Below are 19,848 nucleotides of genomic sequence, written 5' to 3'. Positions count from 1 at the left end.
GCGTCTCAGCCCTTCCGTTTCCTCACCAGGTAGAAGGTGGTCAGCGCGGCACCCGTGACGAAGACCGTGCCGACGCCGATGTCCCACCCGCTCGGCCCGGAGGTCGACGTGCCTCCCATCCCGCCCCGCACACCGCGGGGCGGGGCGGCGGTCGGGGTGGCCGCGGCGGTGGCGCCGCGCCGGACGGTGGGGGTGGGCGACGGCGTGGGGGTGACGCTGGGCGGGGGCGGCAGCATAGGGGTGACGCTGGGCGTAGGCGTAGGCGTAGGGGTAGGGGTAGAGGTAGGGGTGGCGCTGGGCGTGGGTGTGGGTGTGGGGGGAGCCGACGTTCGCGCGGGGCGGGAGGTGGAGGAGGTCAGGCCGTCGGTGCGACGGGGCAGCGCCTCGCAGGCGATGCCGTCCTTTGGGCCCTGCTCCTCGTCGAGCCGGCCGGCATCGCCCGGATCGGCGTCGAAGGCGGCCTGCGCGTCCTCCTGGTAGGCGAAGTCACGGCAGTCCGGGTCCTGTGCGTGAGCGGGATCGGCCCACGGCACGAGCACGGCGAACGCGGCGATCGGAGTGATCGCGGCGATCACCGGCAGCGTGCCGCCGGCACCGGTGCGACGGCGCATGGAGCGCCTCCTTTCCGGCCACGAATGGCCCGCCCTCCGACGCTAGGGGCGCCGCGGCGCGGAGGCGCGCAGCCGTAGGCCGATCGGGTGCGGGGCGTATCCGGCGGCGGTCGCCCGGACGGGTGGGCGCGGCACGGGCGCGCCTGCCGGGCGCGGGGCGGCGCAGACAGACCCGGCAGGGGCGGGTACGGCCTGCGCGGGGGCGTACCGACGGGCCCGTTTTGACGGCGCTCGGCCGCGTGCGGTGGCGGCGGCCGGGCCTGGTCGGAGGGGCCGGGCCCGGCGGGGGCGGCAGGGCTGCTAGGAGGGCCGTGCCGGAGGCATGCGGGAGGGCGGTGAGCGGTCGTGTGCGGTGGCGGCGGCCGGGCCTGGTCGGAGGGGCCGGGTCCGGCAGGGGCGGCAGGGCTGCTAGGAGGGCCGTGCCGGAGGCATGCGGGAGGGCGGTGACCGGTCGTGTGCGGTAGCGGCGGCCGGGCCTGCCTGGAGGGGCCGGGTCCGGCAGGGGTGGCGGGGCTGCTCGGGGAGGCCGCGGGGCCGGCAGGGTCGGTAGGGCTGTTCGGGGGCCGTACCGAGGGCACGACTGGTGACGGTGGCCGGTCGTGTGCGGAGGCGGCTGCCGGATTCCGCCGGCGGTCGGTCACCTCGGGCGAGGGCCCACGGCACGCACGCCTTGCCCAGGGGGCCGGCCGCGGCAGGCGGCCCGGCGGTCGTGCCTGCCGAGTCCCGATGGCCCTGCCCGCCGGGCCCCGGCATCCGTGCCCGTCCCCCTCCGCAGCCGTACCGCCCACCCCCGGCCGCCGCCGTGCCCGCCCGGCCGGTTTCACCCCCGGCCCGCACCGCTCCGGCCACCCTCACCCCAGGTAATGGATCACACACACCCGATCGGCCGTTGACACCGGGTGCCAGGGCTTCTAGCGTCACGTCTGCTGAAGGTACTAAGCGGTCGCTCACCGATGAGCGGGCCGTGGAGCCGCATCCCAAGGGCGAGGAGAAGCAGCAATGTCCACCACTGAGCAGCGGGTCGCCGTCGTCACCGGTGCCGCGCGCGGCATCGGCGCCGCCACCGCCGTACGGCTGGCCGAGGAGGGCCGCGCGGTCGCCGTGATCGACCTCGACGAGGCCGCCTGCAAGGACACCGTCGAGAAGATCACCGCCGCCGGTGGCAAGGCCATCGCGGTCGGCTGCGACGTCTCCGACGAGGCGCAGGTCGAGGCGGCCGTCGCGCGCATCGCCGAGGAGCTCGGCGCGCCGACCATCCTCGTCAACAACGCGGGCGTGCTGCGCGACAACCTGCTGTTCAAGATGAGCGTCTCCGACTGGGACACCGTCATGAACGTGCACCTGCGCGGCGCCTTCCTGATGTCCAAGGCCTGCCAGAAGCACATGGTCGACGCGGGCTTCGGCCGGATCGTCAACCTGTCCTCGTCCTCCGCGCTCGGCAACCGCGGCCAGGTGAACTACTCGGCGGCCAAGGCCGGTCTGCAGGGCTTCACCAAGACCCTCGCCAAGGAGCTCGGCAAGTTCGGCGTCACCGCCAACGCCGTCGCCCCCGGCTTCATCGTCACCGAGATGACCAAGGCGACCGCCGAGCGCGTCGGCATGGGCTTCGAGGAGTTCCAGGCCGCCGCCGCCACCCAGATCCCGGTGCAGCGCGTCGGCCGGCCGGAGGACATCGCCAACGCCATCGCCTTCTTCACGGGCGACGCGGCCGGCTTCGTCTCCGGCCAGGTGCTGTACGTCGCCGGCGGACCGCTCAACTAAGGGAACACGCACATGACTTCCGTGGAACTCTCCGGCAAGGTCGCCCTCGTCACCGGCGCCAGCCGCGGCATCGGCTACGGCGTCGCCGAGGCGCTGATCGCGCGCGGCGACCGGGTCTGCATCACCGGCCGCAACGAGGACGCCCTGAAGGAGGCCGTCGAGAAGCTCGGCGCCGACCGGGTCATCGGCGTGGCGGGCAAGGCCCACGACGAGGCCCACCAGGCGACCGCCGTCGAACGCACGATGGAGGCCTTCGGCCGGGTCGACTACCTGGTCAACAACGCCGGTACCAACCCGGTGTTCGGGCCGATCGCCGACCTCGACCTGAACGTGGCCCGCAAGGTCTTCGAGACCAACGTGATCTCCGCCCTCGGCTTCGCCCAGCGCACCTGGCACGCCTGGCAGAAGGACAACGGCGGCGCGATCGTGAACATCGCCTCCGTCGCGGGCCTCGCGCCCTCGCCCTTCATCGGCGCGTACGGGGTCAGCAAGGCCGCGATGATCAACCTGACCGCGCAGCTGGCGCACGAGTTCGCGCCGAAGGTGCGGGTCAACGCGATCGCCCCGGCCGTGGTGAAGACCAAGTTCGCCCAGGCCCTGTACGAGGGGCGGGAGGCGGAGGCCGCCGCGGCCTACCCGCTGGGCCGCCTCGGCGTGCCCTCCGACATCGGGGGCGCCGCCGCGTTCCTCACCTCCGAGCAGTCCGACTGGGTCACCGGCCAGACGCTGGTGGTCGACGGCGGCATCTTCCTGAACGCCGGCGTGGCCTGACCCCCGCGCACACCGGCGGGGCCCGGCCCCGCCCGTGCCCGCGCGGCCCGGCCCGCGCGGGCCGGACACCCCCGCCCCGGGCCCCCGGGCGCGGGGTCCCGCACGGGCGTCCGTCGACCGGGACGGCGCCCGTGCCGGCGTACAGGAGCCGCACAGGCAGATGACAACGTCGTCATCGGACGGCCGGATCTCAGTACCCGTACGGGGCGGTCCGACCGGCGTGGCGCTGCGGTATGGTCTGCCGACCCTTGGTACGGCAGATCGAGGAGCGTGCGCGTGTTCAAGCGGAACCGGTGCCTGCGGCGGGTGGCGGCCATCGCGTCCCTGGCGTCCCTGGTGTCGGGGTGCGGCGTCCTGTCGTCCGACACCCCCGACGACGAGGGACCGATCATCGTGGGCACGACCAGTGCCCCCAGCACGCTGGATCCGGCCGCCTCCTGGGACAGTTCCTGGGAGCTGTTCCGCAACATCTACCAGACGCTGCTCAGCTACCCGGTCGGGGCGACCACGCCCCAGCCCGACGCCGCCGAGGCGTGCGGCTTCTCCGACAGCTCCAACCAGGTCTACCGCTGCGAGCTGCGCGAGGGCCTGACGTTCTCCAACGGCGATCCGCTCGACGCGCAGGCGGTCAAGCACTCCATCGACCGCATCCGCAAGATCAACGTCAACGGCGGCCCCGCCGGCCTGCTGGGCAGCCTGGAGCGGGTCCAGGCGCCGAACGACCGCGAGGTCGTCTTCCGCCTGAACAAGCCCGACGCGACCTTCCCGTTCGTGCTGGCCACGCCCGCCATGTCGATCGTCGCCCCGGACGACTACCCCGAGGACGCGCTGCGCGAGGGCGGCGACGTCGTCGGCTCGGGTCCGTACGTCCTGGAGTCCTACCAGGACGGCAAGCAGGCCGAACTCCGGCGCAACGACCGCTACAAGGGCTTCGCCGAGCGCCGGAACGAGGCGGTGACGATCCGGTACTTCCGGGAGTCCGCCCCCATGGTGAAGGCGCTGCGCGACCAGCAGATCGACCTGACCTACCGCGGCCTGGCCGCCGGCGACGTGATCAGCCTGCAGACCCGGACCGCCGAGGAGCAGGAGCTCCAGCTGGTCGAGGGCACGGGCACCGACATCAGCTACCTGGTGTTCAACCCCAAGGACCCGTGGGCGGGCAAGAAGCCCGTGCGCCAGGCCGTCGCCCAGATCGTCGACCGGGCCGCGATCGCGCACAAGATCTACAAGGACACCGTCGACCCGCTGTACTCCATGGTCCCCAAGGGCCTGACCGGACACACCACGGGCTTCTTCGACGACTACGGCGACCCGAGCGTCACCAAGGCCCGCGCGATCCTCACCGGCGCGGGCATCACCCAGCCCGTCCCCCTGACCCTCTGGTACACCACCGACCGCTACGGCTCGGAGACCGCCGCGGAGTTCGAGGAGCTGAAGCGCCAGCTGGAGGACTCCGGCCTGTTCACGGTGACCCTCAAGAGCCGCCCCTGGAAGACCTACGTCGAGGGCTACCAGAAGGGCGAGTACCCGGTGTTCGGACGCGGCTGGTTCCCCGACTTCCCCGACGCCGACAACTTCATCGCCCCGTTCGTCGGCGAGCAGAACGCCCTGGGCACGCCCTACCCGGCGCCCCGGATCACCGGCGACCTGCTGCCCCGGTCCCGCCGCGAGAGCGACCGGGCCAACGTGGTGAAGGAGTTCGAGCAGGCCCAGCGGATCCTGGTGGACGACGTGCGCCTGCTGCCGCTGTGGCAGGGCCGGCAGTACGTGGCCGCCAGCCGGGACATCTCCGGCGCGGAGCGGGCCCTGGACCCGTCGACGATCATGATGCTGTGGGAGCTGTCCCGGAAGACCAGCTGGTAGGACCGGGAACGGCCGGACGCCGGCCCGGTTGTCAGTGGCCGCCTGTAGGTTCTGTGGCCGGGAAGTGACCGCACACCGTGAGGACGTTGACGTGACCGACATCGCCATGCTGCCCGAGTCCTGGCGCGGGGTTCTGGGCGACGAGCTGCAGCAGCCCTACTTCAAGGAGCTGACCGAGTTCGTCGAGGAGGAGCGGGCGAAGGGTCCCGTCTACCCGCCGCGCGAGGAGGTCTTCGCGGCCCTGGACGCCACGCCGTACGACCGGGTGAAGGTCCTGGTGCTCGGCCAGGACCCCTACCACGGCGAGGGCCAGGGCCACGGGCTGTGCTTCTCGGTCCGGCCGGGGGTCCGCATCCCGCCGTCCCTGCGCAACATCTACAAGGAGATGCACCAGGAGCTCGGCCTGCCGATCCCCGACAACGGCTACCTGATGCCGTGGGCCCAGCAGGGCGTCCTGCTGCTCAACGCGGTGCTGACGGTCCGCGGCGGCGAGGCGAACTCGCACAAGGGCCGCGGCTGGGAGCGGTTCACCGACGCCGTGATCCGCGCGGTCGCCGACCGGCCCGACCCGGCGGTCTTCGTGCTGTGGGGGAACTACGCGCAGAAGAAGCTCCCGCTGATCGACGAGACCCGGCACGCCGTGGTCAAGGGCGCGCACCCCTCGCCGCTGTCGGCGAAGAAGTTCTTCGGCTCCCGGCCGTTCACGCAGATCAACGAGGCGGTGGCCCGGCAGGGGCACGAGCCGATCGACTGGACGATCCCGAACCTCGGCTGAGCGCCGCCGGGCCGGTCCCCGCCGGGCCGGCCCGGTGCCGCCTGACGGGGATCGCCCGCGCCTGCGGCTAGCGTCGGGTCGGACAGCCGGCGAGCGGTGCGGAGGGCGCGGTGGCGGAGCGACGGGAACAGGCGGCGCCGGACGCCGTGCTGACACGGATCGGGCAGGTCGTCATGCTGCACCACGCGGGCGACCGCGAGGAGGCCCGGCACCGCTTCCTGGACCTGTGGACGGAGATCGGCGAGCACGGGGACCCGCTGCACCGGTGCACGCTCGCCCACTACCTGGCCGACACGCAGGACGACCCGGCCGACGAACTGGCCTGGGACCTGCGGGCGCTGACGGCCGCGGAGGAGGCCGCCGGACCCGGCGGCGCGGCGGCCGCCGGGTACGACGCGGTGCCCGCCGTGCGGGCGCTGTACCCCTCGCTCCACCTGAACCTGGCCGCGGACTACGTCAAGCTCGGCCGCCGCGAGGCCGCGCGGACCCACCTGCGACGGGCCCGGGGAGCCGCCCACGCGCTGGCCGACGACCCGTACGGCGACGGGGTGCGGGCGGCCATCCGCAGCCTGGAGTCACGGCTGGGGGAGGGCGGCGGGACCTGGGGGCCGCCCCGGCAGCGGCTCTAGGGGCTGTCCGACCATTCCCGTCGGGACGGCCCGGACACCGCCCCGCCCGCCCCGCCCGCCCCGGGCGGTTGACGGGGCGCGCCGCCGGACCGGCTCCGGGACGGACGGCGCCTCAAGGCCCGTACGCCTGACGGCAGATCCGCGCCTCCGGGCTGTCGGCCCGCCAGCCCCCGTACGTCCGGCCCAGCGCGCACACGTCCGTGTCGCCGGGGGCGGCGCCGCGGACGTCGCGCGGGACCCCCGGGAGGCGGGGGACCGCGGCGGGCGGGTGCTGCGGGTGCTGCGGGCGCGGGGCCTCCGGCCGTCGGGGCCGCGGGTGCGCGGGCCCGTCCTGGAGTCCGGGGGCCCGCTGCCCGCGCTCCGGTGCGGGCGCTGCCGGGGCGGGGACGCGGCGCGACGGGGGCGCGGCCGGTTCCGGGGACCGGGCGGGGCCGGTGAGCTCCAGCGCCTCGCGGGCCGGGGCCTGCACGATCCGCGTCCGCCCGCCGCCGTCCGGGTGTGCCGCCGACGGCGGGGAGGGCGGCGTCGCCGGGCCCGGGACGGAAGGACGCTGGACCGTCACGCAGCCGGAGAGGGCCGAAACCGCCACGGTCGCGAGGAGCGCTGCTGTGGTCGTCGTTCGATGCACCCGCGCCACTCTGCTGGGTCCGGTCCCGGCGGGGACGGCGGACGGGCGGGCATTGCCCCGGGCGGGTGATCCGGTGCCCCGTACGAGGGGCGCGGGCGCGCCGGGGCTGACGTCAGTCGCCGGTGGCGCCGTCGAGGCGCTCGCGGATCAGGTCGGCGTGCCCGTTGTGGCGGGCGTACTCCTCGATCATGTGGGTGTAGATCCAGCGCAGGCTGTACCGCTCGCCGGTGCGCCGGCTGCGGCCCGCGGAGAGGTCGTCCAGCGCGAAGCGGGCCGCGTTGCGCCGCGCGACGTCGATCTCGGCCTGCCAGGTGGCGTGGGCCTCCTTCCAGGTGTCCTCCTCGGTGAGGTGGAACTCGCCGTCCGGGTCCGCGTCGCTGTAGTAGATCGGGCCCGGGTCGTCGTCGAGGAGCGTCTTGCGGAACCAGCCCCGTTCCACCTCCGCCATGTGCCGCACCAGTCCCATCAGGGACAGTTCGGACGGCGCCACGGAGGCGGTCCGCAGCTGGGCGTCGGTCAGGCCCTCGCACTTCCAGGCCAGGGTCTGCCGGTGGTAGTCCAGCCAGCCCTCCAGCAGGGTGCGTTCGTCGGCGGTGGTGGCGGGTTCGAGGCGCTCGGTCGTCATGTCCGCATCCTGTCCCGGCCCGCCGGTCACCACCAGGGGTTTTCAGTCGCCGCCGGGCCTGCCGAGCATGCCGTCCAGCAGCTCCCGCAGGCTCGCCCGGACCTCGTCGAGGTCCGGCACCCGCGCGTTGAACGACCCGGCCACGCAGGAGAACATCAGCCCGTCCGCCCAGGCGACCAGCGACAGCACGTGCCGGTCCGGGTCCGCGGAGCCCATCGCCGTGACCAGGGCGGCGAGCTGGTCGCGGAAACGGGCGCCCGTGGCGTCGAAGTAGGCCCGCAGCTCGGGCCGGCGGGTGGCCTCCAGGGCCAGTTCGTAGCGGGCGAGGGTCAGGTCGCGGTGGCGGGTCAGGGCGCGGTGCGCGGCCAAGGCCAGTCCGTCCGCCAGGGAGCCGAGCCCGGCCCGCGGGTCCGGCAGCTCGTGCAGGGCCAGCACCCGTGCCTCCCGCTCGGCGAGGCGCCGCACCGCCAGTTCCAGCAGCGCCTGCCGGGTCCGCGCCAGGTTCGACGTGGAGCCCTGGGGGAGCCCCGCCGCCTCGTCGACCGCCCGGTGGGTGAGGCCGCGCATGCCGCGCTCGGCGAGGAGGGCGAGGGCGGTGTCGGCGACGAGCCCGGTCCGTGAGGCGGTCGTGGCGGGGACCGGGGCGGCGGCCGTGGCGGGGGCGGGCGGGGTGCGTTCGGACATGACGCCCAACCTATCGCTCGCACTACAGGTGTAGTAACGTCAATGCGTACTACACCTGTAGTTCCGCATCTAGGAGGAGCCATGGCGCATGCGAGGCGGGCCGTCGTGATCGGCGGCGGGATCGGGGGGCTGACCGCGGCGGCCGCGCTGCACCTGCGCGGCGACGAGGTCACCGTGCTGGAACGGGCCCCCTCCCTGGAGCCGGTCGGCGCCGCGATCTCGCTGGCGCCCAACGCCCTGCGCGCACTGGACGTCATCGGGCTCGGCGACCCGATCCGGGACCTCGCCGCCTGGCAGGGCGACGGCGGCCTGCGCACCCCGCGCGGACACTGGCTCTCCCGCGGCAACGCCACCGCGGCGGCCGAGCGCTTCGGCGGCCCGCTGGTGCTGCTGCACCGCGCCACCCTCGTCTCGGCACTGGCCGGGCTGCTCCCGCCGGGCACCGTCCGCACGGGCGTCCCCGCGGCCGTCGCCGACCCCGGCGCCGACGGCCGGCCGGCCCGGGTGAGCACGCCCGACGGCGAGCTGGAGGCCGACCTCGTGGTGGCCGCCGACGGCCTCCGCTCCGCCGCGCGCCGCACCCTGTTCCCTGACCACCCCGGGCCCGTCTACTCGGGCTTCACCACCTGGCGAATCGTGATCCCGCTGCCCGGCGTGGAGTTCGCCCCGCACGAGACCTGGGGCCGGGGCGGCATCTGGGGCACCCACCCCCTCAAGGACGGCCGCGTCTACGCGTACGCCGCCGCCGTCGTGCCCGCCGGGGAGCGGGCGGCCGACGAGAGGGCCGAGCTGGTCCGCCGCTTCGGCGACTGGCACGCGCCCGTCCCGGCCGTGCTCGCCGCCGCCCGCCCCGGCGACGTCCTGCGCCACGACGTCCACCACATCGCCGAGCCGCTGCCGGCCTACCACCGCGGCCGGGTCGCCCTCCTCGGCGACGCCGCGCATGCCATGCCGCCCACCCTCGGCCAGGGCGGCAACCTGGCCGTCGAGGACGCGATCGTCCTCGCCCACCACCGTGACGACCTCGCCGCCTACAGCGCGGCACGGCTGCCCCGCACCACCGCCGTCGCCCGCCGGGCCGTGCGCGTCGCCCGCGTCAACCTGATGACCGGCCGGGTGGGGACCGTCGTGCGCGACACCGCGATGACCGTGCTGTCCAAGGCCGGACCCGCCCTGTTCCTGCGGAGCTTCGACGGGATCGCCGGCTGGCGGCCCCCGCAGCGGCCGTATGCTTCGGAGCAGGTCGAACACATCGAACACGACGCCCGCGCCGACCGGGACCGGCAGGCCGGACAGGCGTCGGCGGACACCCACCGTTAGAGGAGACGCCCCCGTGAAGGTCGGCTGCATCGGACTCGGCGACATCGCGCAGAAGGCCTACCTCCCGGTGCTCGCCCACCGGCCCGGCGTCGAACTGCACCTGCAGACCCGCACGCCCGCCACGCTCACCCGGGTCGCCGACGGCCTGCACCTGCCGCAGCGGCAGCGGCACGCCACCCTCGACGACCTGCTCGCCCAGGACCTCGACGCGGCCTTCGTGCACGCGCCGACGACCGCCCACCCCGAGATCGTCACCCGGCTCCTCGACGCGGGCGTACCGACCTACGTCGACAAGCCGCTCGCCTACGAACTCGCCGACTCCGAACGCCTGGTGCGGCTCGCCGAGGAGCGGAACACGAGCCTGGCCGTCGGCTTCAACCGGCGCTACGCCCCCGGGTACGCGCAGTGCGCCGACCACCCGCGCGAACTGATCCTCCTGCAGAAGAACCGGATCGGACTCCCGGAGGAGCCGCGCACGATGATCCTCGACGACTTCATCCACGTCGTCGACACCCTGCGCTTCCTGGTGCCCGGCCCCGTCGACGACGTCACCGTGCGCGCCCGCGTCGAAGACGGCCTGCTGCACCACGTGGTGCTCCAGCTCGCCGGGGACGGCTTCACCGCGCTCGGCGTGATGAACCGGCTCAGCGGCTCGGCGGAGGAGGTCCTGGAGGTCTCCGGGCAGGACACCAAGCGCCAGGTGGTCAACCTCGCCGAGGTCATCGACCACAAGGGGCAGCCGACCGTGCGGCGGCGCGGCGACTGGGTGCCGGTGGCCCGGCAGCGCGGCATCGAGCAGGCCGTGCTGGCGTTCCTCGACGCGGTCCGGGCCGGGCGGGTGCTCAGCGCCCGGGACGCGCTGGAGACCCACGAACTGTGCGAGCGGGTGGTACGCGCGGTGCAGGAGCGGGCCGCCTGAGCCGCAGCGCCCGCAGGCCTTCCGTGCCGCAGAAGGCGGCGAGGACCAGCAGCGCCGCGTACACCGGCCAGGCGCCGAGGCGGACGTACGGCGTGGTGCCGTGCGCGAGCGGCACCTCGTACACCCGCGAGGTGCTCGCGCCGGTGCCGAGCCAGGGGCCGACGCGCTCTCCGGCCGGGCCGTAGACCGCCGAGACGCCCGTCAGCGTCGCGTGCACCATCGGGCGGCCGGTCTCGGCGGCGCGCAGCGCGGCGAGCGAGGCGTGCTGCTCCGGCGCCCAGCTCTGCTGGAACGTCGACGTCGCCGACTGGCCGACCAGGAGGTCGGCGCCCTCCTCGGTCAGATGGCGGGTCATGTCGGGGAACGCCGTCTCGAAGCACACCATCGGGCCGATCCGCAGCCCCTCGCCGAGGTCCATCACCACCTGCCGCGTGCCGCGCCGGCGGTCCTCGCCCGCCGCCTCGCCGACCGAGGTCGCCCAGCCGAGCAGGGAGCGGGCCGGGACGTACTCGCCGAAGGGCACGAGCCGCATCTTGTCGTAGCGGTCGCCGGTCGGCCCGCCGGGACCGACCAGGACCGAGCTCTTGTAGATGCCGGGCCGGTCCGAGCGCCGGGCGTCCACGTTGACCAGGATCTCGGCGCCCGTCGCGCGGGAGAGCGCCGCGAGCCGCCGCGCGAGGTCGGGCCGGCGCCCGAGGTCGAAACCGACGCTGCTCTCGCCCCAGACGACCAGGTCGACGTCCTGCCCGGCCAGCCGCCGGGTGAGCCGCTCCTCCCGGTCGAAGCGGCGGTCCCCGCTGTCGCGGCCCTGGATCACGCCGGGCTGCACGACGGCGACCCGGACACGGTCGTCGGTCTGGGGCCGCGGCGACCACACCCAGGCCGCCGAGGCGACGGCGGCCACGGCGAGCAGCCCGGCCACCGCCGTGACCCGGGCCCGCCGGACCGCGACGAGCACGGCGACGGCCACGTTCACGGCCACCACCAGGAAGCTGAGCAGCCACACCCCGCCCACCGACGCCAGCCGCAGCGCCCCCTCCACCTGCCACTGGCCCGCCCCGAGCATGCCCCAGGGGCCGCCGAGCCCCTGCCAGGAACGGACCAGCTCCGCCGCCAGCCAGCCCGACGGCAGCACCACGAGCGCGGCGGCGGTCCGCCCCCGCCCGGGCCGCCCGGCCAGCAGGCGGCGCACCAGCAGGCCCCACGGCGCCCACAGCGCGCCGAGCAGCGCGGCGATGACGAACGTGAACACGTGCAGGTTCGGCAGCAGCCAGTGGTGCATCGCCAGCATGAAGCCGAACCCGCCCCACCAGCCGTCGTACACCGCCCGCCGGCCGGTCGGCGCGGTGCGCGCCAGCAGGAGCCAGGGGACCAGGGCGACGTACGCGCACCACCACAGGGACGGCGCGGGGAAGGACAGGACGGGCAGGGCACCCGCGACCGCCGCGGCGGCCGAGCGCCGCCACGGGGAGACGAGCCAGTGGCCGAGCGTCTTCATAGGCGCCTCTCTACCCCGTGGGGCCTCCAGTGTGCGCCCCGCGGGTGATCCGGAACAGAACGGCTCGATCACGAGGCGGACGGGTCCGCCCAGTTGATCACACGTGCCGCGCGGCGCCCGGGAAGGCGCCGCCGACCGGCGCTCCCGCCCCCCGGCGGCGCCGGGACCCGCTGCTTCCGGAGGCTTTCACCGGCCGCGACGGCGGGGGCCGCGGGGGCTGCCCCTAAGGTGAACCCCATGTCTGCCACGTTGAGTTCCGAGAAATCCCGCGCCGCGCTGCGCACATCGGCGCGTGTCTCCGTCGAGTTGCTGCTGGTACTCGTGATGCTCGCGGTGGTGCTCTGGCTGCTCGGCCGGATGTGGTCGGTGGTCTGGCCGCTCGTGGTCGGCCTGCTCCTCACCACGCTGACCTGGCCCCCGACGCGTTTCCTGCGGGCCCGCGGGTGGCGCCCCGCCCTGGCCGCGTCGCTGGTGACCGTCCTGTTCCTGCTCGTCGGCACGGGGGTCGTGGCGCTGATCGCGGTTCCGGTGGCCTCCCAGTCCGGCGATCTCACCGACGGTGTGGTCGAGGGCATCCAGCGGCTGCGGGAGTGGGCCGCCGGGCCGCCGCTGAACATCGGGGACGCCCAGATCGACAAGGCCTTCGACAGCGCGGTCGACCGCGCCCAGGCGGGCCTCGGCAGCGCGGTCTCCGCCGTCGTCACGGGAGTGAGCACCGTGGTGAACGGTGTGATCACCGCCGTCCTGGCGCTCTTCCTGATGTTCTTCTTCCTCAAGGACGGGCCGCGCTTCCTGCCGTGGCTCGCCCGTCAGCTGCCCGGCCGGCTCGCCACCGACGTCCCCGCCGTGACCGCGCGCGCCTGGGACACCCTGGGCTCCTTCGTCCGCTCCCAGGCCGCCGTCGGCCTGCTCGACGCCGTGCTGATCGGCCTGGGCCTGTGGATCCTGGGGGTGCCGCTGGTGCTGCCGCTGGCGGTGCTGACGTTCGTCTCCGCGTTCGTGCCGATCGTGGGCGCGCTGTTCGCCGGTTTCGTCGCGGTCCTGATCGCGCTGGTCTCCAACGGCCTGACCGACGCGCTGATCGTGCTGGCCATCATCGTCGGGGTGCAGCAGCTGGAGGGGAACGTGTTCCAGCCCATCATCCAGAGCCGCGGACTCGGCCTGCACGCGGCGGTGGTCCTGCTGGCGGTGACGCTGGGCGGCAACCTGGCCGGCATCGTGGGCAGTCTGCTCGCCGTCCCGGTGGCCGCCCTGATCGCGGTGGTGTGGAACTACGTGCGCGAGCAGCTCAGCGTCCCCCCGGCGGAGCCGGGGAGCGGCGATCCCGGCGCCGGCGCCGCCGTCGCCTCGTAGCGCCGCGGCGCGCCGTGTCCGGCTTCTCGGTCAGGAGGTTCACGTGGAACGACCGGTGACGGTGGTGACCGGCGGCAGCCGGGGCATCGGCGCCGCGACCTGTCTGCGGCTCGCGGCGGACGGCCACGACGTGGTGGTGGGCCACGTACGGGACGCGACGGCCGCGCGGGCCGTCGTGGACGGGGTGCGCGCGGCCGGGGCGCGCGCGGTGGCGGTCCGGGCCGACACCTCGGACGAGGCGGACGTGGAACGGCTCTTCGCGACGGCGGAGCGCGAACCGGGGCCGGTGACGGGCCTGGTGAACAACGCCGGGGTGACCGGCCCCCTGGGCCGCCTCGCCGACACCGCCACCGCGGACCTGCGCCGCGTCGTGGACGTCAACCTGCTGGGCACGCTGCTGTGTTCGCGGCGCGCGGCCCAGCTCATGACGCCCCGGCGCGGGGGTGTCATCGTCAACGTGTCGTCGGCCGCCGCCACGCTGGGCAGCCCCGGCGACTACGTCCACTACGCGGCGACCAAGGCCGCCGTCGACGCCCTGTCGCTGGGCCTGGCCAAGGAGCTCGGCCCGGACGGCGTCCGCGTCGACGCGGTCGCGCCCGGGATGATCGACACGGAGATGCACGCCGCGACGGGCGACCCGGACCGCGCCCGGCGCGCGGCGGCGACGATCCCGCTGCGCCGGCCCGGCCAGGCCGAGGAGATCGCGGCGGCCGTCGCGTGGCTGATGTCACCGGAGGCCTCGTACACGACGGGGGCGGTGCTGCGGGTGTCGGGCGGCCGGTGAGGAACCCGGCGCCGCGCCACGCGGCCGGACGGCGCCCGGCGGGCGGGCACGCCCGGTCCCGCGCCCGCGGCCCTCTCAGGCCGCCTCGACGACCTCACTGCGGATCGCGGCCGCCCATTCGACCACCAGCAGCTCGTACTCCGCGCGCTCCTGGGCCGACAGGGATCCGCTCGCGCGCCGCCACAGGGCACGGATCTGCTCGTTGACTTCGGCAGCAGACCGCACGGAACCAGAGGTCAGGGAATCGGGGGACATGCGGACAAGCCTAGGCGCAAGCGCTGACAGCGCGCTACCGGACGGCTACGCGACCCGTATGGGTTCGGTCACGCCCGCCGGGCGCGGGCCCCGCGGCCGTCCGTTCCCGGGTCAGTGCGCCGGCTCGCCCGCGTGCGGGCTGATCACACCCGTGCCGACCAGCACGATGATGAGGACGCCGAGGGCCAGCCGGTACCAGACGAACGGCATGAAGCTCTTGGTCGAGATGAACTTCATGAACCAGGCGATGACCGCGTACCCGACCGCGAAGGCGATGACCGTCGCGAAGATCGTCGGACCCCAGGACACGTGGCCGCCCTCGGTCGCGTCCTTGAGCTCGAACAGGCCCGAGGCGAGCACCGCCGGGATGGCGAGCAGGAACGAGTAACGGGCCGCGGCCTCGCGCCGGTAGCCCATGAACAGGCCGCCGCTGATGGTGGCGCCGGAACGGGAGACGCCCGGGACGAGGGCCATCGCCTGGCAGATGCCGTAGATCAGGCCGTCCCGCACGCCCAGGTTGTCCAGGGTCTTGCGCTGCTTGGGCGCGCGGTGCCGGCCGCCGTTCTCGTCGCGCGCCGCCAGCCGGTCGGCGACGCCCAGGACGATGCCCATGCCGATCAGCATGGCCGCGGTGATGCGCAGGTCGCGGAACGGCCCCTCGATCTGGTCCTTCAGCGTCACGCCGAGCACGCCGATCGGGATCGAGCCGACGATGACCAGCCAGCCCATCCGCGCGTCGGGGTCGCTGCGCATCGACTTGTCGGTGAGCGAGCGCGTCCACGCCGCGATGATCCGGCCGATGTCCTTGCGGAAGTAGATCAGCACGGCGGCCTCGGTGCCGATCTGGGTGATCGCGGTGAAGGCCGCGCCCGGGTCCTCCCAGCCCGAGAAGGCCGCGGTCAGCCGCAGATGCGCGCTGGAGGAAACGGGGAGGAACTCGGTCAGTCCCTGGACGAGTCCGAGGATGAGGGATTCAAACCACGACATGAAGGTACCGAGTCCAAGTGCCGATCGAGGGACGGGCGATGGGCACACCGGGCCGCCGTCTGCGGTGATCAGGGATCATGCGTGCCGAGGTGGAAGCGTAGCGTCCCGCGGTGACAGCCCCGACACAGGGGGCCGCGATCCGGGCGGCCGGGCGGCCGTGTCAGGCGGCCGCCGGGCCCGAGACCGTCCAGCCGGGCGCCTGCGGACGGGCCTTCAGGTCCTCGTGGCGCACCGGGTCGCCACAGGTCCGGCAGGTGACCACCGGCACGAGGTCGTGGCCGCAGGAGTGCTCGATCACCATCGGGCGGTCGCCGTCCCCGCGCAGGTGGCGGTCGCCCCACGCCATGAGCGTCATGAGCACCGGCTCCAGCTCCAGTCCGGCCCGGGTCGGCCGGTACTCGAAGCGCTGCGGGCGTTCGCTGTAGGGCCGCTTGGTCAGGATCCCCGCCTCCACGAGCCGCCGCAGCCGGGTGGCCAGAATGTCGCGCGGGGCGCCGATGTTGCGCACGAGCTGGTCGAAACGGCCGTTGCCGAGGCACACCTCCCGCAGCACGAGCAGGGAGTACTTCTCGCCGACGAGCGCCAGGGTGTCGGCGATCGAGCAGGGGCGGGGGTCCTTGGTGGCGGCCATACGGCAAGTCTAGAGGAGGGTTGGTTTTTCAAACTTACGGCGTTATGGTGAGTCCAGATTTCCTACTCACCGGTAACGGCGCCGGTCGCGGCGCCGGACACCGGACCGGTCCGCCCGCGCCGCCCAGGAGGCCGCACATGCGTGACGCAGTGATCGTCGAAGCCGTACGCACCCCCATCGGCAGGGGCAAGCCGAACGGCGCCCTCGCGCACGTCCATCCCGTCGCACTCCTCGCCCACACCCTGCGCACCCTCGTCGAGCGCTCCGGCGTCGACCCGGCGCTGATCGACGACGTCATCGGCGGCGCCGTCGACCAGGTCGGCGAGCAGGCCATGAACACCACCCGCTACGCCGCGCTGTCGGCCGGCTTCCCCGAGTCGGTGCCCGCGACCACCGTGGACCGGCAGTGCGGCTCCTCCCAGCAGGCCGTGCACTTCGCCGCGCAGGGCGTCCTCGCCGGCGCCTACGACCTCGTCGTCGCCTGCGGCGTCGAGTCGATGAGCCGCGTGCCGATGTGGTCGAACGTCCCCGAGGGCAAGGACCCCTTCGGGCCGGGCATCGCCGGGCGCTACCCGGACGGGCTGGTCCCGCAGGGCATCAGCGCCGAGCTCATCGCCGCGAAGTACTCCCTCACCCGCGAGCAGATGGACGCCTTCGCGGTGTCCTCGCACCACAAGGCCGCGGCGGCCTGGGAGGCCGGGCTGTTCGACGCCGAGGTGGCGCCGCTGGACGGCGTCGCGCGCGACGAGTGCGTACGGCCCGGCAGCAGCGTCGAGACCCTGGCCGGCCTCCGGCCCGCCTACCACGACCCGGTCTTCGCCGAACGCTTCCCGCAGATCGAGTGGAACGTCACGGCGGGCAACGCCAGCCCCGTCAACGACGGCGCGTCCGCGGTGCTCGTCGCCTCCGGCGAGACGGCGGCGCGCCTCGGACTGCGCCCGCTCGCCCGGCTGCACAGCTTCGCCGTGACCGGCTCCGACCCGCTGCTGATGCTCACCGGCGTCGTCCCGGCCACCGAGAAGGTGCTCCGCAGGGCCGGTCTCGCCCTGGACGACATCGACCTCTTCGAGGTCAACGAGGCGTTCTCCAGCGTCGTCCTGGCCTGGCGGCAGGAGACCGGCGCCGACCTCGCCAAGGTGAACGTGCACGGCGGCGCGATCGCCCTCGGCCACCCGCTCGGCGCGAGCGGCACCCGCCTGACGACGACCCTCGTCCACGCGATGCGGGAGCGCGGCGCGCGGTACGCGCTGCAGACGATGTGCGAGGCGGGCGGGCTGGCGAACGCGATGATCCTGGAAGCCGTCCGGTGACCCGCGGGCGCGGATGACGGGGCCGGGGGCGCGGCGCCGGCCGACGGGGTGTCAGCCGGCCCGCAGGTGGTGGCGCTTGCGCCAGGCCACGACCACGCCCGCCAGCGCGGGCAGCGCGATGCAGGCCAGGGCGATCAGGAAGGCCGGGGACGTGGGCGCCGAGGCCCGGGCGCCGGCGACGGCGTAGGCGGCGGTGTTGGGGACCGAGCCGAGCGCCGTCGCCAGCAGGAACGGCAGCAGGCGCATGCGGGAGACGGCGGCGCAGTAGTTCGAGGCCCAGAACGGCACCCCGGGGAACAGCCGCAGCGCCAGCATCGAGCGGAACCCGTGCCGGCTGAGCTGGCCGTCGGCCGCCTTCAGCCAGCGGCCCCGCAGCAGCGGGCGCAGCGCGTCCTGGCCCAGCGCCCGCCCGAGGCAGAACGCGGTCCCGGCGCCGAGCACCGTGCCCGCGAGGGCGGCGCCGAGGCCGAGCTGCGAGCCGAACAGCGCGCCCGCCGCCAGGTTGAGCAGCGGGCGCGGCACGAACGCCACCGTGCACACGCCGTACGCCACCGCGAACACCAGCGCGGCCGCGGCTCCGCCGAGCTGCGGCGGCCAGCCGTGCACCAGCAGTCTCTGGGGCTCGAACAGCAGCACCGTGGTCGCGGCCGCGGCGAGCAGCACGACGAGCAGGGACAGGCGGGACCAGGGCGAGAGCAGCACTCTCGTGCAGCGGGCGGCGAAGCCGGCCGGGGCGGCGGGACGGACGGCCGCCGCGGCGACGGCGAGTTCCGTGGCGGTGGCCCGGGGAGAGGCCGTGGCGGTGCCCCCAGAGCGGGTGGTGGCATCGAGCATCCGGTGACACTAACCGACATATGCGTGTGATCGCCGTATGGTCCGTCTCACCGGCGTCCGCCGCCCCCCGCGCCGGGCGGGAAAACCGTTCGACTCCGCGGGGCGCGTCGGGGATGCTCGACGCCATGTTCCGGTACGCCTTCCTCCTCGCAGCATCCGCGGTCGCGGATGCCCCGAAGGCTGCCGTCCCCGTTCTCCCGGCCGCTGCCGACGGCGCCCGAAGCTGACCCTCCCCGGAACGTCCGGCGGACCCCGCAGGGGGAGGGTCGGCCGGTCCCCGGGGTCCCGCACCGCTTTCGAGCTCCGAGGGAGCGCCATGTCCAAGACGGCGTACGTCCGCACCAAACCGCACCTCAACATCGGCACGATGGGCCACGTCGACCACGGCAAGACCACCCTGACCGCCGCCATCACCAAGGTCCTCGCCGAGCGCGGCGCCGGGACGCGGTACGTCCCGTTCGACCGCATCGACCGGGCGCCGGAGGAGGCCGCGCGCGGCATCACCATCAACATCGCGCACGTCGAGTACGAGACCGACACCCGGCACTACGCGCACGTCGACATGCCGGGCCACGCCGACTACGTCAAGAACATGGTCACCGGCGCGGCGCAGCTCGACGGGGCGATCCTCGTCGTCTCCGCGCTCGACGGGATCATGCCGCAGACCGCCGAACACGTGCTGCTCGCCCGCCAGGTGGGCGTGAACCACATCGTGGTCGCCCTCACCAAGGCCGACGCGGGCGACGAGGAGCTCACCGACCTGGTGGAGCTGGAGGTCCGCGACCTGCTCACCGCGCACGGCTACGGCGGCGACTCGGTCCCCGTCGTGCGGGTCTCCGGGCGCGGGGCGCTGGAGGGCGACCCGCGCTGGACGGCGTCCGTCGAGGCGCTGCTCGACGCGGTGGACACCTACGTGCCGACGCCCGAGCGGTACCTGGACGCGCCGTTCCTGCTGCCCGTGGAGAACGTGCTGACGATCACCGGGCGCGGCACCGTCGTCACCGGGGCCGTGGAGCGCGGCCGGGTCCGGGTCGGCGACCGGGTCGAGGTGCCCGGGGCCGGGGTGGAGACCGTGGTCACCGGGCTGGAGACCTTCGGCAAGCCGATGGAGGAGGCCCAGGCCGGGGACAACGTGGCGCTGCTGCTGCGCGGGGTGCCGCGCGACGCGGTGCGGCGCGGGCACGTGGTGGCCGCGCCCGGGAGCGTGGTGCCCGGCCGCCGCTTCACCGCGCGGGTGTACGTGCTGTCGGCGCGCGAGGGCGGCCGCACGACACCGGTCGCCACCGGGTACCGGCCGCAGTTCTACCTCCGGACGGCCGACGTGGTCGGCTCGGTCGACCTCGGCGGGACGGCCGTGGCGCGGCCCGGTGACACGGTGGCCATGACCGTGGAGCTGGGGCGTGCCGTGCCGCTGGAGCCCGGGCTCGGCTTCGCCGTCCGCGAGGGCGGGCGGACCGTCGGGGCCGGGACGGTGACGTCCGTCGGCTGAGCGGCGGGCGGGGGGGGGGGGGGGGGGGGGGGGGGGGGGGGGGCGGCGGCGGCGCGGGGGGCGGGCGGGCCCCCCCGCCCCCCCCCGCCAGCGCGCCGACGCCACGCCCCCCCGCCCCCGC

General features: G+C 74.7%; 19 protein-coding genes. 11 read left to right on the top strand and 8 right to left on the bottom strand.

The features are described 5' to 3' along the window. Window positions 1–5: 5 nt before the first annotated feature. Window positions 6–611, bottom strand: coding sequence for an excalibur calcium-binding protein (locus tag ACIF8T_RS33735; protein WP_400040416.1), 606 nt, complete (start codon window positions 609–611; stop codon window positions 6–8). 999 nt (window positions 612–1,610) lie between these two features. On the opposite strand from ACIF8T_RS33735, the gene fabG reads away from it, so the two are divergent. From fabG to ACIF8T_RS33710, 5 genes are all read left to right on the top strand, one after another. After that, complete coding sequence (fabG, locus tag ACIF8T_RS33730; protein WP_400040415.1) at window positions 1,611–2,372, top strand: 3-oxoacyl-ACP reductase FabG; 762 nt, start codon at window positions 1,611–1,613, stop codon at window positions 2,370–2,372. 12 nt (window positions 2,373–2,384) lie between these two features. Then, window positions 2,385–3,143 (top strand): SDR family oxidoreductase, encoded by a 759-nt coding sequence (locus ACIF8T_RS33725; protein ID WP_400040413.1) that lies wholly within the window; start codon window positions 2,385–2,387, stop codon window positions 3,141–3,143. Window positions 3,144–3,419: 276 nt separating this feature from the next. Beyond that, the gene (locus ACIF8T_RS33720; protein WP_400040411.1) at window positions 3,420–5,006 is read left to right on the top strand and encodes an ABC transporter substrate-binding protein; all 1,587 of its coding nucleotides are present in this window, start codon (window positions 3,420–3,422) and stop codon (window positions 5,004–5,006) included. Between the two features lie 91 nt (window positions 5,007–5,097). Continuing rightward, entirely contained in the window at window positions 5,098–5,781 is a 684-nt protein-coding gene (gene ung, locus ACIF8T_RS33715) for a uracil-DNA glycosylase (RefSeq protein ID WP_400040410.1), read from the top strand. A gap of 110 nt (window positions 5,782–5,891) precedes the next feature. Next, window positions 5,892–6,410 carry a hypothetical protein gene (locus ACIF8T_RS33710; RefSeq protein WP_400040409.1) on the top strand — a complete coding sequence of 173 codons (519 nt, stop codon included), beginning with the start codon at window positions 5,892–5,894 and terminating at the stop codon, window positions 6,408–6,410. Between the two features lie 740 nt (window positions 6,411–7,150). Here the strand turns inward: ACIF8T_RS33710 and ACIF8T_RS33705 are convergent. Together ACIF8T_RS33705 and ACIF8T_RS33700 are read right to left on the bottom strand one after the other, a co-directional pair. Next, window positions 7,151–7,663, bottom strand: a complete 513-nt coding sequence (locus ACIF8T_RS33705) for a DinB family protein (protein ID WP_400040407.1) — start codon at window positions 7,661–7,663, stop codon at window positions 7,151–7,153. Window positions 7,664–7,705: 42 nt separating this feature from the next. After that, complete coding sequence (locus ACIF8T_RS33700; protein WP_400040405.1) at window positions 7,706–8,347, bottom strand: TetR/AcrR family transcriptional regulator; 642 nt, start codon at window positions 8,345–8,347, stop codon at window positions 7,706–7,708. Window positions 8,348–8,428: 81 nt separating this feature from the next. Between ACIF8T_RS33700 and ACIF8T_RS33695 the strand changes: the two genes are divergently transcribed. Beyond that, entirely contained in the window at window positions 8,429–9,667 is a 1,239-nt protein-coding gene (locus tag ACIF8T_RS33695; RefSeq protein WP_400040403.1) for an FAD-dependent monooxygenase, read from the top strand. A gap of 13 nt (window positions 9,668–9,680) precedes the next feature. Further along, window positions 9,681–10,586 carry a Gfo/Idh/MocA family protein gene (locus tag ACIF8T_RS33690; RefSeq protein ID WP_400040401.1) on the top strand — a complete coding sequence of 302 codons (906 nt, stop codon included), beginning with the start codon at window positions 9,681–9,683 and terminating at the stop codon, window positions 10,584–10,586. Here the strand turns inward: ACIF8T_RS33690 and lnt are convergent. Next, entirely contained in the window at window positions 10,510–12,084 is a 1,575-nt protein-coding gene (lnt, locus tag ACIF8T_RS33685) for an apolipoprotein N-acyltransferase (protein ID WP_400040399.1), read from the bottom strand. The two genes, ACIF8T_RS33690 and lnt, sit on opposite strands and share 77 nt — an antisense overlap. Window positions 12,085–12,321: 237 nt before the next feature. Between lnt and ACIF8T_RS33680 the strand changes: the two genes are divergently transcribed. After that, window positions 12,322–13,437, top strand: a complete 1,116-nt coding sequence (locus tag ACIF8T_RS33680) for an AI-2E family transporter (protein ID WP_400040397.1) — start codon at window positions 12,322–12,324, stop codon at window positions 13,435–13,437. A gap of 43 nt (window positions 13,438–13,480) precedes the next feature. Beyond that, window positions 13,481–14,221 (top strand): SDR family NAD(P)-dependent oxidoreductase, encoded by a 741-nt coding sequence (locus tag ACIF8T_RS33675; RefSeq protein WP_400040395.1) that lies wholly within the window; start codon window positions 13,481–13,483, stop codon window positions 14,219–14,221. A gap of 75 nt (window positions 14,222–14,296) precedes the next feature. Here the strand turns inward: ACIF8T_RS33675 and ACIF8T_RS33670 are convergent, their stop codons facing one another. From ACIF8T_RS33670 to ACIF8T_RS33660, 3 genes are all read right to left on the bottom strand, one after another. After that, window positions 14,297–14,476 carry a hypothetical protein gene (locus ACIF8T_RS33670; protein ID WP_400040393.1) on the bottom strand — a complete coding sequence of 60 codons (180 nt, stop codon included), beginning with the start codon at window positions 14,474–14,476 and terminating at the stop codon, window positions 14,297–14,299. 111 nt (window positions 14,477–14,587) lie between these two features. Further along, on the bottom strand, window positions 14,588–15,463 hold the full coding sequence (locus tag ACIF8T_RS33665; protein WP_400040391.1) for an undecaprenyl-diphosphate phosphatase: 876 nt from the start codon (window positions 15,461–15,463) through the stop codon (window positions 14,588–14,590). Between the two features lie 160 nt (window positions 15,464–15,623). Further along, on the bottom strand, window positions 15,624–16,094 hold the full coding sequence (locus tag ACIF8T_RS33660) for a winged helix-turn-helix transcriptional regulator (RefSeq protein WP_400040389.1): 471 nt from the start codon (window positions 16,092–16,094) through the stop codon (window positions 15,624–15,626). A gap of 137 nt (window positions 16,095–16,231) precedes the next feature. Here ACIF8T_RS33660 and ACIF8T_RS33655 point away from each other — a divergent pair, with 137 nt between their 5' ends. Then, window positions 16,232–17,404 carry a thiolase family protein gene (locus tag ACIF8T_RS33655; protein ID WP_400040387.1) on the top strand — a complete coding sequence of 391 codons (1,173 nt, stop codon included), beginning with the start codon at window positions 16,232–16,234 and terminating at the stop codon, window positions 17,402–17,404. A 51-nt stretch (window positions 17,405–17,455) separates the two neighbouring features. On the opposite strand, the gene ACIF8T_RS33650 is transcribed toward ACIF8T_RS33655, so the two are convergent. After that, window positions 17,456–18,238, bottom strand: coding sequence for a TVP38/TMEM64 family protein (locus ACIF8T_RS33650; RefSeq protein ID WP_400040385.1), 783 nt, complete (start codon window positions 18,236–18,238; stop codon window positions 17,456–17,458). Between the two features lie 316 nt (window positions 18,239–18,554). On the opposite strand from ACIF8T_RS33650, the gene tuf reads away from it, so the two are divergent. Beyond that, complete coding sequence (gene tuf / locus ACIF8T_RS33645; RefSeq protein WP_400040384.1) at window positions 18,555–19,727, top strand: elongation factor Tu; 1,173 nt, start codon at window positions 18,555–18,557, stop codon at window positions 19,725–19,727. Window positions 19,728–19,848: the final 121 nt, after the last annotated feature.

Origin of the sequence: Streptomyces sp. NPDC085946 (assembly GCF_044540485.1) — a bacterium.
Classification (GTDB): Bacteria; Actinomycetota; Actinomycetes; order Streptomycetales; family Streptomycetaceae; genus Streptomyces.
The sequence above is the reverse complement of the archived record's forward strand: the minus strand, read 5'-3'. Positions and strand labels throughout refer to the sequence as shown.